Genomic DNA, 14447 nt, shown 5'->3' on the forward strand with positions numbered 1-14447 from the left:
CCTGCGCAGCCACTATGAAGAGCGCTACGGCAAGAAGTTCATCCCCGAAGGGATGACGATCCAGGACACGGGCGTGACCTACGAGGAGCTCGAACCGCATTTCGACTTCGCCGAGAAGGTGTTCGGCCGGTCGGGGCCAGCGGCGCGCGCGGGGCGGCCGGTGCTGCACCGGCGGCGGCGCTGCGCATGCCTGCCTTGGGATCGAGGACGAACTGGACTTCGATCGGCGCGCTCCAGAATTCGCGGGCCAGATCGCTGATCCGTCCCGAAAACTGGCTCTTGACCCAGTCCAGCTTGAAGCGGTTCGGCGCGGCGATGGACAGCGTGTTCGCCGACGCATCGAAGGCCACCGGGGCCAAGGGTTTGATCCACGTCACGTACTGCTGGGGCGTCAGCTCGCGCTCCAGCAGTGCGGAACAGTGTTGCCAGAAATCGTTCATCAAGTAACTGTCGTTTTTTGCGTGCACAGCGCGGCTCGCCGGCGCCCTTGTCGCGGTAGCGCAACAAGGCCCGAAGCGGTCGTGCGAGCGTGCCTCGGACGCCTGCATCACAGTGTTGGAGGGGCAGGCGCGAGCCGAAGCGGCGTGCGGGATTCTTGGAGATAAGGCGAGATTCTACCGCCAAACGCGGCCACAGAGCGAGTTATCCACAGGCCGGTTGTGTGAGGCGCGGGGCCGGATCGCTCGGGGCGTGCACAGGCGAGCGACTCCTAAAGTATTGACCGTCAACGGAAAAACGGTTTAAATAGCGGGTTCCGCGAAAACCAATCCTGTATTCCCGGCGATTGCGTTCGCCCGAATGCCTCCGGTTAAGGGCACGCGGTCCCCTGAATTTCGACATTCTCGAACAAGTGAGAACATCATGAAACGTACTTACCAACCGTCCGTGACGCGCCGCAAGCGCACCCATGGCTTCCGTGTCCGCATGAAGACGGCAGGTGGCCGCAAGGTCATCAACGCTCGCCGCGCGAAGGGCCGCAAGCGCCTCGCCATCTAAGGCAGGTTGCGCGCTGTGTCCGCCGTCCGCAGTCCTGCGGAAGGTGCCGTCGAGCCGGGTGCGAATCCGTCGCAGACGAAAGCCGCCTTCCCGAAAGCTGCGCGACTTCTGAAAACGGATGAATTTTCATCCGTTTTTCGTTTGCGTCCCTGGCGGCGCTCCGCGCACTTCGTGATTTACGGCAAGCCGACCGGTCAGCCCGCGCGTCTGGGGCTCGTCGTCGGCAAGAAGTATGCGCCGCGTGCGGTGACGCGTAACCTCGTGAAGCGGCTGGCGCGCGATCAGTTTCGCCTGCGCCGGGCCGAATTCGCCGGTTACGACCTGCTGCTGCGGCAGCACACGCGCTTCGACAAGAAAGCGCTGCCGAGCGCGGCTTCCGCCCCGCTCGCGGCGATGTGCGCGGCCGAGATTCGCGAACTGCTCGACAGGGCAGTCCGGGAGATCGCCCGCCGTGCGTCGAAGCCCGCGTCCGAGTGACGCATCCGTGCCCGGTGCGGCGTTCGCGCCTGCCCGGCCGGTTTTGACGCGGCGTTGAACGGCGCCGCCCAAGGTATGGAAACGGTATTGATCGCCTTGCTGCGCTTCTACAAGGTTGCCGTGAGCCCGATGCTCGGCAACCGTTGCCGTTTTTATCCTTCCTGTTCGGATTACGCGCGCGAGGCAATCCAGTATCATGGCGCCGCGCGCGGCACGTATCTCGCCGTCAGGCGCGTGTGCCGATGCCATCCGTTTTCCGCGGGCGGCATCGACCTCGTCCCGCCGCCCAACTCCGACACTCGCGCTCGCGGCGAAGCCGACGCGCGGTCCCATCGACTCTGAGACAACGCATGGATATCAAACGCACCGTCCTATGGGTGATCTTCTTCATGTCAGCTGTCATGCTGTACGACAACTGGCAGCGCGACCATGGACGCCCGTCGATGTTCTTCCCGAGTGCCACGCAGACGGCCCCCGCGGCCGCTGCCGGCGGCGCATCGGGCACGGGCGCGACGACGACGACCGCAGGTGAAGTGCCTGCCGCCGCAGCCGGCGCCGCACCGTCGACGACGGCACCGGCCGCCCAGGCGCAGCTCGTGAAGTTCTCGACCGACGTGTATGACGGCGAAATCGACACGCGCGGCGGCACGCTCGCGAAGCTGACGCTGAAGAAGCAGGGCGACGGCAAGCAGCCCGACCTGTACATCACGCTGTTCGACCACACGGCCGGCCACACGTATCTCGCACGCTCGGGCCTGCTCGGCGGCGATTTCCCGAACCACAACGACGTCTACACGCAGCTGAATCCTGGCACGACGTCGCTGACGGGTGACCAGAACGCGCTGAAGCTGTCGTTCGAATCGCCGGTGAAGGGCGGCGTGAAGGTCGTGAAGACCTACACGTTCACGCGCGGCAGCTACGTGATCGGCGTCGACACCAAGATCGACAACGTCGGCACGGCACCGGTCACGCCGACGGTCTACATGGAACTGGTGCGCGACAACACGGCCGTCGAAACGCCGATGTTCTCGCATACGTTCCTCGGGCCGGCGGTCTACACGGACGCGAAGCATTTCCAGAAGATCAACTTCAGCGACCTCGACAAGAACAAGGCCGATTACGTGACCTCTGCCGACAACGGCTGGGTCGCGATGGTGCAGCACTACTTCGCGTCGGCCTGGATTCCGCAGCAGGGCGTGAAGCGCGACATCTACGCTGAGAAGATCGACCCGACGCTGTACCGCGTCGGCGTGAAGCAGCCGGTCGCCGCGATCGCGCCGGGCCAGTCGGCCGACGTGCAGGCACGCCTGTTCGCCGGTCCGGAAGAAGAGCGCATGCTCGAAGGCATCGCGCCGGGCCTGGAACTCGTGAAGGACTACGGCTGGGTGACGATCATCGCGAAGCCGCTGTTCTGGCTGCTCGAGAAGATCCACGGCTACATCGGCAACTGGGGCTGGTCGATCGTGCTGCTGACGATCCTGATCAAGGCCGTGTTCTTCCCGCTGTCGGCGGCGAGCTACAAGTCGATGGCGCGCATGAAGGAAATCACGCCGCGCATGCAGGCGCTGCGCGAACGCTTCAAGAGCGATCCGCAGAAGATGAACGCCGCGCTGATGGAGCTGTACAAGACCGAGAAGGTCAATCCGTTCGGCGGCTGCCTGCCGGTCGTGATCCAGATCCCGGTGTTCATCTCGCTGTACTGGGTGCTGCTCGCGTCGGTCGAAATGCGCGGTGCGCCGTGGGTGCTGTGGATTCACGACCTGTCGCAGCGCGATCCGTTCTTCATCCTGCCGGTGCTGATGGCTGTCTCGATGTACGTGCAGACGAGCCTGAACCCGACGCCGCCGGATCCGGTCCAGGCGAAGATGATGAAGTTCATGCCGATCGCGTTCTCGGTGATGTTCTTCTTCTTCCCGGCCGGCCTCGTGCTGTACTACGTCGTGAACAACGTGCTGTCGATCGCACAGCAGTACTACATCACGCGCAAGCTCGGCGGGGCCAAGAAGAAACCAGCCTGACGCCCGTTGCACACGCGGGGCGGCGCGTTCGCCCCGCGATGCACGAAAAAAAGCCGCATGGTTCGCCCATGCGGCTTTTTGCTTTTTGCGGGTCCGGTAGTGCGGGTTCAGCCCTTCTTCGCTTCGCCCGAGTCGCCGTAGAACTGCTCGACCAGCTCCTGCACGAGGTAGCGATGGTGCGGCGACAACGCTTCGATCTTCGACGCGAGTTCGATCGTCTCGGGCGTCGGCGGATAGCGCTCGTCGCGCGGCAGCGGTTGCGGCGTCGGGTGTTCGATCACGCTCGGCGACGGGCCGTAATGCAGCCAGTGGACTTCGACGCGCAGCCATTCGGCGAGCGTGACGAGTTTGTCCGACGTCGGGATCGTGCGGCCCGTCAGCCACTTGTGCGCGGTTTGCGGCGAAACGGGCTGTGCTCCGCGGTGACGCAGATTGAATCGGTTCGCCAGCTCAGTCGCACCGGTGACCTTCTCCGGGCTGCGCCGCAGGGCGAATTTCAGGCGTTCCGAGAACGCGGCTTTTTCTTCGGATGTCGGCATGGGGGAGATTGTGCAATTCCACCGTCGCCTCTCAGACAACCATTTGAGCTAAACATATCTCGTTCAGACGAATCCCGGTCTTGATCGAGGTGGGCGTCGGAATTAAGGGCCGCATTGTTAGGCCGCTCCAGCAGGCATACTCGTCCGAAACGGTGGCTGCGACATGGCGCCGGGCTGATACCCGGCTTATCCCCGGCGGGATAAATTCGAGCGTGTCCGAATCCTGCGCGGCGGCCGGTGACGTGTGTGCCGGCACGCTACAATGCCGGCGTTCCGATGCCTGAAGTGTTGCGCGGGCGCACCATATTCGCTGATTACCCGATTCATCCCATCTATCCGATTCCCATGCTCGCTACCGATTCCGATCCGATCGTCGCCATTGCCACTGCTGCCGGCCGGGGTGGCATCGGGGTCGTCCGCGTGTCGTTCGGGCGCGGCGGCGAGGCGGCCGCGTTGCCGCTGATCGACGCGTTGTGCGGGCAGAAGCTCGCCCCGCGCCACGCGAGCTACGTGCCGTTCCTCGACGAGCACGCCGCGCCGCTCGACCGCGGGATCGCGCTGTATTTCCCGGCGCCGCATTCGTACACCGGCGAGCACGTGCTCGAGCTGCAGGGGCACGGCGGGCCGATCGTGATGCAGCTGCTGCTGCAGCGCTGCCTGGATGCGGGGCGCGGTTTCGGGCTGCGGCTCGCGGAGCCCGGCGAATTCACACGGCGTGCGTTCCTGAACGACAAGCTCGACCTCGCGCAGGCCGAGGCCGTTGCCGACCTGATCGAGGCGAGCACCGAAGCCGCCGCGCGTTCGGCCGGGCGTTCGCTCGACGGCGCGTTCTCGCGGCAGATCCATGCGCTCGTCGACGACGTGATCACGCTGCGGATGCTGGTCGAGGCGACGCTCGATTTTCCGGAAGAGGAGATCGATTTCCTGGAGGCGGCCGACGCGCGCGGCAAGCTCGCGAAGATCCGCGCGCAGCTCGTGCACGTGCTGGGTGATGCGCGGCAGGGGGCGCTGCTGCGCGAAGGGCTGTCGGTCGTGCTGGCGGGGCAGCCGAACGTCGGCAAGTCGTCGTTGCTGAATGCGCTGGCTGGCGCGGAGCTGGCGATCGTCACGCCGATCGCGGGCACGACGCGCGACAAGGTCGCGCAGACGATCCAGGTCGAAGGAATTCCGCTGCACATCATCGACACGGCGGGGTTGCGCGAGACGGAGGACGAGGTTGAGCGGATCGGCATTGCGCGCACGTGGAGCGAGATCGAGCGGGCGGATGTCGTGCTGCATCTGCTGGATTCGCGCACGGGGATGACGGCGGATGACGAAACGATCGCGGCGCGGTTCCCGGGTGGCGTGCCGGTGGTGCGCGTGCTGAACAAGACGGATCTGACCGGTGTGGCGGCGTGCGTCGAGCATCCGGCGGCGGAAGGCGATTTGACCGAGGTGCATCTGTCCGCGAAGCGCGGCGACGGGATCGACATGCTGCGTGCGGAGCTGCTGCGGATTGCAGGGTGGCAGGCGGGGGCCGAGGGCGTTTATCTTGCGCGCGAGCGGCATTTGATCGCGCTGCGGGCTGCGCAGGAGCATCTCGCGCAGGCGGCGGATCATGCGGAGCAGAGGGCGCAGTCGCTCGATCTGTTTGCCGAGGAATTGCGGCTCGCGCAGGAGCAGCTCAATGCGATTACCGGGGAATTCACTTCGGATGATCTGCTGGGGGTGATTTTCAGCAGGTTTTGTATTGGCAAGTAATGCCCGCGCATTTGCAGTTCGACAGCCCTTCGTGGCTCGTCATTCGTTTTTGATTGAATCCCGTCGCGCTGCCGACGCTGGCCGTTCGCACTACGCCGAGGGCTCCCATGTCAATCAATCCGACTGAACGCAACGCCATTCTTCGCGCCGTCTTTGCCGACGACGCGCCGTATCCCGACCTGACGCCCCGTCACGTCGCGCTGATGAGAAAGTTGCGCGTCGGGTGGCTGCCGGTCGAATCGGGCGCGCCGGCCATCGTTCCCGAGCAGCCGCTGACGGGAGACGGCGCGACAATCGATGTTGCCAAGGCGATCCTCGAAACCGACGATGACGTGCTGGCCATTCGCACGCTGGCAGAACTCGGCCACGTGTTACCCGAATTCGTCACGGCCGTGGGCGAGTTGGCGCCGGGACAATACGCGATCCCCGAGGAATTGCGCGATGCGTTCGATTACCCGGAAAGCGGTGTCGATGCGTCGGGGCGTTTCGATTTTCGCGCCGAGCATCTCGCGATCCTGCAGGGAACCATCTGGAGAACGCTCGACGATTACTCGATCGACGCGGTGTTGGAGATGGATGACTTCTGGCCGCTGTCTTACATCGACGGCAAGCGGCCGTACGGGGAGTGCACGTACATCCAGATCGACATGGCCGAACTACTGGGCGAGCCCTACCAGTTCGACACCGAACGCAATCTGATCGAAGACGCTGAAAAGGACGCGCGCCTCGAGCGTCTCCACTACGAAACGCGAGCAGCGCTACAGATATTTCTGACGCATGCCGTGCTGACCAAGCCGGCCTGATCGCGCGAGAGGGGCCGGCTCGCCCCATCCGGACCCTCACCCACATCAGTCCCAATGACGATGATGGTGGTAATACCCATCCCCGTAATACCCGCCACCATCCGGCACCACGATACAGCCGCTCAACAGCACGGCGACACCGGCAATCAGCAAAAGGGTCTTCTTCATCGCGTTCACCTGCATGGGTTCAATATGAAACCCAGCATAGCGAGCGCCCGCAACACCGGCTGTAAGCGATCGTTTCCCTGCTGCGCAATCCGTAACGGCGGATTATTCCGGTCACAATGACCGTAACAAATCCCCGAAGAATCCCTGAAACCGCAGACGTTTTCAGGCGGTGACGACCCTGTTTCGCCCTGTATCCTTCGCACGATACAGCGCGGCATCGGCGGCTTCGATCAACGCATCGGGTGTCGACAGATCGTCGGGCGACACGGTCGCGCAGCCGACGCTCACGCTCACGCGTCCGGCGGGTGCGGTCGGCATCGCGAGATCGAGCCGCAGCACCGCTTCGCGCGCTTCCTCGGCGACCAGCCGCGCACCGCGCGCCCCCGTGTTCGGCAGCACGATCGCGAACTCCTCGCCGCCGTAACGCGCGACCATGTCCGCCGGCCGCCGCACCGCGCCGGTCAGCGCATTCGCGACCGCGATCAGGCACGCGTCGCCCTTCACGTGGCCGAACGCGTCGTTGTACGCCTTGAAGCGATCGACGTCGACCATCAGCAGCGACAGCGGTTCGCCTTGCCGTCGCGCCTGCAGGAACAGCGTGTGGAAATGATCGTTGAAGTGCATGCGGTTGAATGCACCCGTCAGGCCGTCGCGTGCGGACGAACGAATCAGCGTCGCGTGCGCCTCGAACAGCCGCTGGTACAGCATCGTCACTTCCCACGCGAGCACGCACACGAGCACGCCGGGCGTGAACATGCTGAACACGCGCGCGAGATACCAGCCGACCGTGAAGCGATGGGTGCTCATCAGGTTCAGCGTCGTGTCGGTGAGGCACGCGAGCACCGCGATCGCGAGCCACAGGTCGAGCGTCGTGCGCAGCCGGCCGGTGGCCAGCACGGCCACGAGCGCCAGCGCATTCAGCAGCCACACGATCAGCGCGACGGCGTTGACGGGCAGCACGGCCGCGTCGCCAGGCGGATGAAACGCGGGCGGCAGCGACACGTTCAGCGCAAACAGGCACAGCAGTCCGGCGACGACCGCCGGTCCGCCGATCAGCGCGACCGTCCACCAGCGTGTCTGCTGCGCGCCGATCGGGGCGCGCGCCAGCCGCTCGCGCGCGAGCAGCGCGACCATCACGAAACCGGGGAAGCCGGCATGCCAGAAGATCCACATCCACGCGGCGCTTTGCGGTTGCGCGCCGAACAGCCCCTGCGGCGCGAACACGCCGGGAAAGGTGAGCAGTTGCAATGCGACGGCGAGCGCGGTGAACGCGTAGGCGCCGCCGAGCGCGCCGAGCACCGGCTGGCGCGTCACGGTGAACTGCGCGCCGAGAAAGAACGCCGCGATGCTCGCGGTGGTGAACACGGTGAGCGCGCACATCGGCATGAACGGCTCGACGGCCGGCAGCTCGACGTTCGCGTGCGGCGCGGCGATCCCGAGCGCGAGCACGATGACGAGCGCCGTCAGGGCGCCGAACCAGAGCTGACGGCGTGTCGTGTGCTGGATCAGGATGCCTTCCATGGAGTTCCCCGGGCACGTAGGCGGAAACGCCCGGTCTTGCGCCGGGCGACAGGCAACCGGCCGCTGCGCGACCGGTGCGGCCTGATCCTATCGCGTTATGGGTGCGCGCTCAAACCCCGAGGCCGGGACCGAAGTTGCCGGCGACCCACCGGGTGACGGCGTTGACGTCCGCGTAGTCCTGTTCGGGCAGGCCGTCGAGCATCGACAGCACCTCGTTGCTGGCGCCGGCGTCGCGTGCGGCATCGACGATCGCATCCTTGTTGGCCGGGTAGCGGACGGTCGCCAGCACGTCGGCGATCTGCAGGTCGATCGTTTCGCTGGGAATGTCGTGCGGAGGTTGGGCGGGCTGGTCGTTCACGGCGGCGTCTCGCGGAGTGAGCGGATCAAGTGGGAATCGGATCGAGGCGAAATTCGGGGGCTTGACAGGGCACGTCACGCTTCACATGCCAGGGCGGCCGGGCCGGCACGCCTCGCGGATGGACGGCAATCGACTCAATGCCCGCGTCGCACGCGGCGCCACGGATGCTTCCAGTCGATGTGCGGTGCGTTTTCGTCGCGCGGATGCTGGCGCCGATGTTCCTGCCAAAGTTCGTCGGAAAACAGCGCCGCGACGATCACGAGCGGCAGCACGAGGAATATTCCGAGTATGACTTGCTCGAACACGATAGCCTCCTTGCGGTGGCAGGAACCCTTGCTCCCATTCTAGGCTCTGAACTTCGCCCGCGTTCAACTTCTTACAGTGCGAAACAGGCCCGGATGCGGCCTTGCCGCACGTGCGCCGGCATCAAAAAGGACATGAACATGCAACTCCAGAACGATACCAACACGCTCGCGCTGCGGCCCCTGGAGCGCCAGGACCTGCGCTTCGTCCACGAGCTGAACAACGACGCAAAGATCATGCGCTACTGGTTCGAGGAGCCGTACGAAACCTTCTCGGAACTGTCACAACTGTACGACCGCCACGTGCACGACCAGCGCGAGCGCCGTTTCGTCGCGGTCGATGCGCAAGACGAACTGGTCGGCCTCGTCGAGCTGATCGAGCTCGACTACATCCATCGACGCGGCGAATTCCAGATCATCATCGCGCCGCAACGCCAGGGGCGCGGCTATGCGGGCCAGGCGACGCGTCTTGCGATCGAATACGCGTTCAAGGTGCTGAACATGCGCAAGCTGTACCTGATCGTCGATACGTCGAATGCGGCGGCGATTCACGTGTACGAGAAATGTGGATTCCAGCACGAGGCCGAATTGAAGGAAGAATTTTTCGGAAACGGCGCGTATCACAACGCTTATCGCATGTGCATTTTTCAGCGCGATTATTTCGAACGCCAGCAAGCTACCCAGAATAAGGCAGGGTAAACACGCTGGCGAAAGGCGCTGGCGGCGGGGCTTTCGCGGGCGCTGAAACCATGCGGCGAAGTACGGATAAATACGGATGCGCTTATACCTGGCATTTTTCTTGTATCAGGTAAATGCGATTCCGCGTTGCGGTAAAGTCGAATCGTTTCGGATGACTTTATGTGCGGCGCATCAAAATGATCCGGATAGCGAAATGGATTATCCAAACCGTTCAATCGCCGCATTGTAACTTTGATGAAAGTCTTGCTGAGTAACGCTTTCCGCCCGGCGGCGCGAGCCCGTTCGTCGGGCGGTGCGCGTCGTCATGTCAGCACGGGGTGAGAAAAACAGGCTGCGCACGGGGTGCGACAATCCGCCGCTATTGCGGTCGCACAACAAATGTGCTTGCTATCGCTTGCCGGTCTTCTAAAGTGAAAAACGCGGGTTCACGATCACCTTTAAACACATAGCTAACCCAAGCCTGGTGCCCGCAAGCCTGGAGACAGAACATGATGAAACGTACCGGTATCCTTTTTGCCCTCGTCGGCGCATTTTGCGCGGTGTCGATTGCCCAAGCCGGCGGCGATTCGGCCGTCAAGCCGAAGCAGGAAATCCAGTTGACGAAGAATGCATGGGGCTGCCTGTCGAAAGACAATCTGGACTCCGTACTGAGTCACGAGCGTGACGGCAAGTCACAGGCGAAGCAGCAATACTTCGACGATTACCGGTGCCTGTCGGTGCCGGAAGGCCAGCGCTTCCGCGTGGTGTCGGTCGACCAGGGCGACGTGCAGTTCGTCAGCGCCGACAACAGCGACCAGCAGGGTCTCTGGACCGATTCGCGCTTCGTCAAGCAGTAACCGTCCATTCAGCGCGCCGTCACACGACGCGCGAGCGCGCCGGCCCGATGAGCCGGCGGCGCGAACCGAACACGGCCCGGCCCATGCCGGGCCGTTGCGCTGTGGGCGGCGCATGACACGCGCCGGACGGCCCGCATTCGGTATCATCACGGCCCGACCGAACCGAATGCCCGCCCGGGCCGACTCCGCATGGCGCTGAAATCCACGATCTACAAAGCCGAACTGCAAATCGCCGACATGGATCGGCATTACTACGCCGATCACGCGCTGACGGTGGCGCGCCATCCGTCCGAAACCGACGACCGGATGATGGTGCGCATCGTCGCGTTCGCGCTGTTCGCGCACGAGCGGCTCGAATTCTGCAAGGGGCTGTCGGACGTCGACGAGCCCGATCTGTGGCAGAAGGACCTGACCGGCGCGATCGACGTCTGGATTGAAGCCGGCCAACCCGACGAGCGGCGCATCTCGAAGGCGGCCGGCCGCGCCGGGCAGGTCACCGTGATCGCATACGGCGGCAAGACGTCGGATATCTGGTGGCAGGGCGTGCGAAGCAAGGTCGAGCGCCTGCGCAACGTGCAGGTGCTGTCGCTGAACGACGGTGTCGCGGCCGCGCTCGGTAAACTCGCGGAGCGCACGATGCGCCTGCAATGCACGGTGCAGGACGGCGCCGCGTGGATCTCGAGCGCCGACCACGATCCGGTGGCGGTCGAGTGGACGGTGCTGAAGGCGCGCGCGGACGCGTGACGGCCCGCGTGCCGGCCGCGTTCAGCCGATCGCGGCCGGCGGCCCCTTGAATTCGAGCATGTTGCCTTCCGGGTCGAACAGGTAGATCGACGGCCCGTAGCCGCCGGCGCCGTAGCGCTCCGCGGGCGCGCCCGGTCGCGCGCCATGCGCGGCGAAATGGGCGATCAACGCGTCGGGATCGAACGGCTCGACGCGCAGGCACAGGTGATCGAGATTGCGTCCCGTGCCGGGCGGGCCGCTGTCGGGACGGTCGATCGGGCCGCCGACCGACAGCAGGTCGATCAGCGCGTCGCCGGCGCGCAGTTGCACGAGGCCCAGATCGGGCTGTTCCTTCTCCACATGGCAGCCGACGGCGTCGCAGTAAAAACGCGTCATCGCGGCCATGTCGGTCACGCGCAGCACGATGTGATCGATCGCGCGGATGGTCGGTTTCATGGGCAAGGCTCTCCTTCGCAGTCCACGAGCATCGAGTGTAGACGCATCGCGCCTGCGCCGCCGGCCGGAACGCGGCACAATCGACGGACGAAAAAAAGCCCGTTCACGCAGAGCGGAACGGGCTTAATCCATATCAGGAGGAGACATGGAGGAGACAGTTCCAACTATACACACGGCGATGGTGCGACGCAATATTCCGAATGCAAAAAAACGTCAGGACGGCGATTTGTCGCATCCGCACTGCAACAAAATGGTGACGGGACGATGACGAAAACCGCGCCGGAACAGCCGGCGCGCGCGTTTTGTCGGATTTATTTTCAGTTGATGCGCCCCGATTATCCGGGGCGAATCACAGAGCAAGATTCAGGGCGCGACGGCACGTGCCGATGTCTAGAGTAGGCACCATCTACACTAGAGAGTGCGAGGTTCAGATGAAAACCGCCTATCCGACCGATGATGCCCGCTGGGGCGCCGTCACCGAGCGCGATCCGCATGCGGACGGCGCGTTCTTCTACGCCGTGAGCACGACCGGCGTGTTCTGCCGCCCGACCTGTGCGTCGCGGTTGCCGCGTCGCGAAAACGTGTCCTTCTTCGCCGATACGGCCGCCGCGCGTGCGGCCGGCTTCCGGCCCTGCAAGCGCTGCCAGCCGGAAGGGCTGCCGCGCGAGCTCGAGATCGTCAACCGCGCGTGCGCGGTGCTCGACGCGCATGCCGAACGGCTCACGCTGCAGCAGTTGAGCGACGCCGTGCACGTGAGCCCGTTTCACCTTCAGCGGCTCTTCAAGCGCGTGGTCGGCGTGTCACCGCGGCAGTACCAGGCCGCGCAACGCGGCGCCGCGCTGCGGCAGGCGCTGCAAAGCGGGCAGCCGGTCACGCAGGCGGCCGTCGACGCGGGCTTCAACTCGCCGTCGCGGCTTTATGCGTCGGTGCCGCGCGAGCTCGGGATGGCGCCGTCGGCGTTTCGCCGGCAGGGCGCGGGGCTGCGGATCGACTATGCGACCGCATCGACGTCACTCGGCACCGTGCTCGTCGCCGCGACCGAGCAGGGCATCTGCCGGATCGCGTTCGGCGACGAGCCGGCCGCGCTCGTCGGCGAGTTGAGGGATGCGTTCGCGCGCGCCGAGCTGGTCGAATCGCAGGCGCGGCTCGCGCCGTTCGTCACGCAGATCCGCGCGTATCTGGATGGCACACGGCACGCGTTCGATCTGCCGCTCGACATCGCGCCGACGGCATTCCAGCAGCGCGTGTGGGAGGCGCTGACGCATATTCCGTACGGCGAAACGCGCAGCTACTCGGAGATCGCCGAGGCGCTGGGTGCGCCGCGCGCGGTACGCGCTGTTGCATCCGCGTGCGCATCGAATCCGGTCGCGCTCGCGATCCCGTGCCACCGCGTCGTACAGAAGGGCGGCGCGCTTTCCGGGTATCGTTGGGGTGTGCGCCGCAAGGCGACGCTGCTCGCGTCCGAAGCGCGTCATGTGCACGACGATCAAACCGAATCCGTTGCGGAGGGCAGCGCAGTTTGAGCATCGCAAAAACAACCATCACCTCCATCGTGAACGGCGGCCATGTGCCGCCGTCCGCGCAAATGGAACTGCGCTTCAATGCGCCTTACGACTGGGCGCGCGTGCTGCGCTTCTTCAGCGGGCGCGCGATTCCGGGTGTCGAGCAGGTCGCGGACGGCGTGTATCGCCGCATCGTCGACCTGCACGGCGATGCCGGCCGGCTCACGGTCGCGAAACATCCGCGCAAGCATTGCCTGGTCGCGACGGTCGAAGGCGCGGTCGCGCGTCATGTCGATGATGCGTTCGCCGTGCGCGTCGCGACGATGTTCGACCTCGGCGCTGATCCGGCCGCCATCGGCAGCGGGCTCGCGCGCGATCCGTGGTTTGCGCCGCTCGTCGAGGCCGCGCCGGGGCTGCGTGTGCCGGGCGCATGGTCGGGGTTCGAGCTGGCCGTGCGGGCAATCGTCGGCCAGCAGGTGAGCGTGAAGGCCGCGACGACGATCGTCGGCCGGCTCGTCGAGCGTGCCGGCGAGCGCGTGGTTCAGGAGGACGACGGCATGCCCGCATGGCGCTTCCCGACGCCCGATGCGCTGGCCGCCTGCGATCTCGACAAGATCGGGATGCCCGGCAAGCGGGTGGCGGCACTGACGGGCGTAGCGCGCGCGGTGGCGGCCGGCGACGTGCCGGTCGATCGCGAGCACGCCGATCTCGCGACGCTGCGCGGTGCGTGGCTCGATCTGCCCGGCATCGGCCCGTGGACCGTCGAATACATCGCGATGCGCGCATGGCGCGATCCGGACGCATGGCCGGCCTCCGATCTCGTGCTGATGCAGTCGATCGCCGCGCGCGATCCGGCGCTCGACCGGCTCGCGACCCAGAAGCACCGCACCGAAGGCTGGCGGCCGTGGCGCGCGTATGCGGCGCTGCATTTGTGGAATGAGGTGGCCGACCGGGCGGGCGGCGCGCGCGGCGGGTGATCGCTGTGGCCTGCGGCCGGGTGCGACCTGGCGAGGCCGCGATGCAACCCGTTGCGCAGGTCATGCCGACCTGCGTAGGCTCACCGCGGGACACCGGACACCGGACACCGGACACCGGACACCGGACACCGGACACCGGACACCGGACACCGGACACCGGACACCGGACACCGGACACCGGACACCGGACACCGGACACCGGACACCGGACACCGGACACCGCACACCGCACACCGCACACCGCACACCGGCCGTCACAGCGATTCCGCGCATCCGTCGTCGGCCGGATGCCGGGCGCGCGATGCCCACTTACCCCGCTTTCCGCGATCGGT

General features: G+C 65.4%; 17 protein-coding genes and 1 pseudogene. 11 read left to right on the plus strand and 7 right to left on the minus strand.

Translation table 11 applies throughout. From position 1 onward, the window contains the following. Positions 1-137: 137 nt before the first annotated feature. Positions 138-440 (minus strand): annotated as a pseudogene (locus G3N98_RS14295) (DnaA N-terminal domain-containing protein); the annotation flags it as partial. Between the two features lie 421 nt (positions 441-861). Here G3N98_RS14295 and rpmH point away from each other — a divergent pair. The 4 genes from rpmH to yidC all read left to right on the plus strand — a co-directional run bounded on the left by rpmH (position 862) and on the right by yidC (position 3491). Then, the gene (gene rpmH, locus G3N98_RS14300) at positions 862-996 is read left to right on the plus strand and encodes a 50S ribosomal protein L34 (protein WP_004198824.1); all 135 of its coding nucleotides are present in this window, start codon (positions 862-864) and stop codon (positions 994-996) included. Between the two features lie 15 nt (positions 997-1011). After that, complete coding sequence (gene rnpA / locus G3N98_RS14305; RefSeq protein ID WP_039364627.1) at positions 1012-1473, plus strand: ribonuclease P protein component; 462 nt, start codon at positions 1012-1014, stop codon at positions 1471-1473. 75 nt (positions 1474-1548) lie between these two features. Next, positions 1549-1815 (plus strand): membrane protein insertion efficiency factor YidD, encoded by a 267-nt coding sequence (yidD, locus tag G3N98_RS14310; RefSeq protein WP_006750110.1) that lies wholly within the window; start codon positions 1549-1551, stop codon positions 1813-1815. A gap of 8 nt (positions 1816-1823) precedes the next feature. Beyond that, entirely contained in the window at positions 1824-3491 is a 1668-nt protein-coding gene (yidC, locus tag G3N98_RS14315; RefSeq protein ID WP_206148517.1) for a membrane protein insertase YidC, read from the plus strand. A gap of 107 nt (positions 3492-3598) precedes the next feature. On the opposite strand, the gene G3N98_RS14320 is transcribed toward yidC, so the two are convergent. Beyond that, a complete protein-coding gene (locus G3N98_RS14320; protein WP_089426622.1) occupies positions 3599-4030 on the minus strand; it encodes a transcriptional regulator in 432 nt (143 codons plus the stop codon). Positions 4031-4375: 345 nt separating this feature from the next. On the opposite strand from G3N98_RS14320, the gene mnmE reads away from it, so the two are divergent. Together mnmE and G3N98_RS14330 are read left to right on the plus strand one after the other, a co-directional pair. Continuing rightward, positions 4376-5770: a tRNA uridine-5-carboxymethylaminomethyl(34) synthesis GTPase MnmE gene (gene mnmE, locus G3N98_RS14325; RefSeq protein WP_206148518.1), complete on the plus strand. Its 1395-nt coding sequence runs from the start codon at positions 4376-4378 to the stop codon at positions 5768-5770. Between the two features lie 107 nt (positions 5771-5877). After that, positions 5878-6573: a hypothetical protein gene (locus G3N98_RS14330; protein WP_206148519.1), complete on the plus strand. Its 696-nt coding sequence runs from the start codon at positions 5878-5880 to the stop codon at positions 6571-6573. 45 nt (positions 6574-6618) lie between these two features. On the opposite strand, the gene G3N98_RS40185 is transcribed toward G3N98_RS14330, so the two are convergent. The 4 genes from G3N98_RS40185 to G3N98_RS14345 all read right to left on the minus strand — a co-directional run bounded on the left by G3N98_RS40185 (position 6619) and on the right by G3N98_RS14345 (position 8925). Beyond that, the gene (locus G3N98_RS40185; RefSeq protein WP_256976788.1) at positions 6619-6741 is read right to left on the minus strand and encodes a hypothetical protein; all 123 of its coding nucleotides are present in this window, start codon (positions 6739-6741) and stop codon (positions 6619-6621) included. 162 nt (positions 6742-6903) lie between these two features. Beyond that, the gene (locus tag G3N98_RS14335; RefSeq protein ID WP_206148520.1) at positions 6904-8262 is read right to left on the minus strand and encodes a sensor domain-containing diguanylate cyclase; all 1359 of its coding nucleotides are present in this window, start codon (positions 8260-8262) and stop codon (positions 6904-6906) included. A 109-nt stretch (positions 8263-8371) separates the two neighbouring features. Next, positions 8372-8620 (minus strand): DUF2795 domain-containing protein, encoded by a 249-nt coding sequence (locus G3N98_RS14340; RefSeq protein WP_206148521.1) that lies wholly within the window; start codon positions 8618-8620, stop codon positions 8372-8374. 134 nt (positions 8621-8754) lie between these two features. Then, positions 8755-8925, minus strand: coding sequence for a hypothetical protein (locus G3N98_RS14345; RefSeq protein WP_039364617.1), 171 nt, complete (start codon positions 8923-8925; stop codon positions 8755-8757). 138 nt (positions 8926-9063) lie between these two features. Here G3N98_RS14345 and speG point away from each other — a divergent pair, with 138 nt between their 5' ends. The 3 genes from speG (at position 9064) to G3N98_RS14360 (ending at position 11201) form a co-directional block, all read left to right on the plus strand. Continuing rightward, positions 9064-9621: a spermidine N1-acetyltransferase gene (speG, locus tag G3N98_RS14350; RefSeq protein ID WP_089426678.1), complete on the plus strand. Its 558-nt coding sequence runs from the start codon at positions 9064-9066 to the stop codon at positions 9619-9621. 488 nt (positions 9622-10109) lie between these two features. Then, positions 10110-10457, plus strand: a complete 348-nt coding sequence (locus G3N98_RS14355) for a hypothetical protein (RefSeq protein ID WP_011353606.1) — start codon at positions 10110-10112, stop codon at positions 10455-10457. Positions 10458-10646: 189 nt separating this feature from the next. Further along, entirely contained in the window at positions 10647-11201 is a 555-nt protein-coding gene (locus G3N98_RS14360) for a YaeQ family protein (protein ID WP_039364653.1), read from the plus strand. 21 nt (positions 11202-11222) lie between these two features. Here G3N98_RS14360 and G3N98_RS14365 read toward each other — a convergent pair whose 3' ends face one another. After that, a complete protein-coding gene (locus G3N98_RS14365; protein ID WP_034179392.1) occupies positions 11223-11636 on the minus strand; it encodes a VOC family protein in 414 nt (137 codons plus the stop codon). 431 nt (positions 11637-12067) lie between these two features. On the opposite strand from G3N98_RS14365, the gene ada reads away from it, so the two are divergent. Both ada and G3N98_RS14375 read left to right on the plus strand, forming a co-directional pair. Next, the gene (gene ada, locus G3N98_RS14370) at positions 12068-13159 is read left to right on the plus strand and encodes a bifunctional DNA-binding transcriptional regulator/O6-methylguanine-DNA methyltransferase Ada (protein WP_175240398.1); all 1092 of its coding nucleotides are present in this window, start codon (positions 12068-12070) and stop codon (positions 13157-13159) included. Next, positions 13156-14115 (plus strand): AlkA N-terminal domain-containing protein, encoded by a 960-nt coding sequence (locus G3N98_RS14375; RefSeq protein WP_206148522.1) that lies wholly within the window; start codon positions 13156-13158, stop codon positions 14113-14115. The genes ada and G3N98_RS14375 overlap by 4 nt, the downstream gene beginning before the upstream one ends. Positions 14116-14447 lie beyond the last annotated feature (332 nt).

It is taken from the genome of Burkholderia sp. Tr-20390 (assembly GCF_017104595.1).
In the GTDB taxonomy this organism is placed as follows: domain Bacteria; phylum Pseudomonadota; class Gammaproteobacteria; order Burkholderiales; family Burkholderiaceae; genus Burkholderia.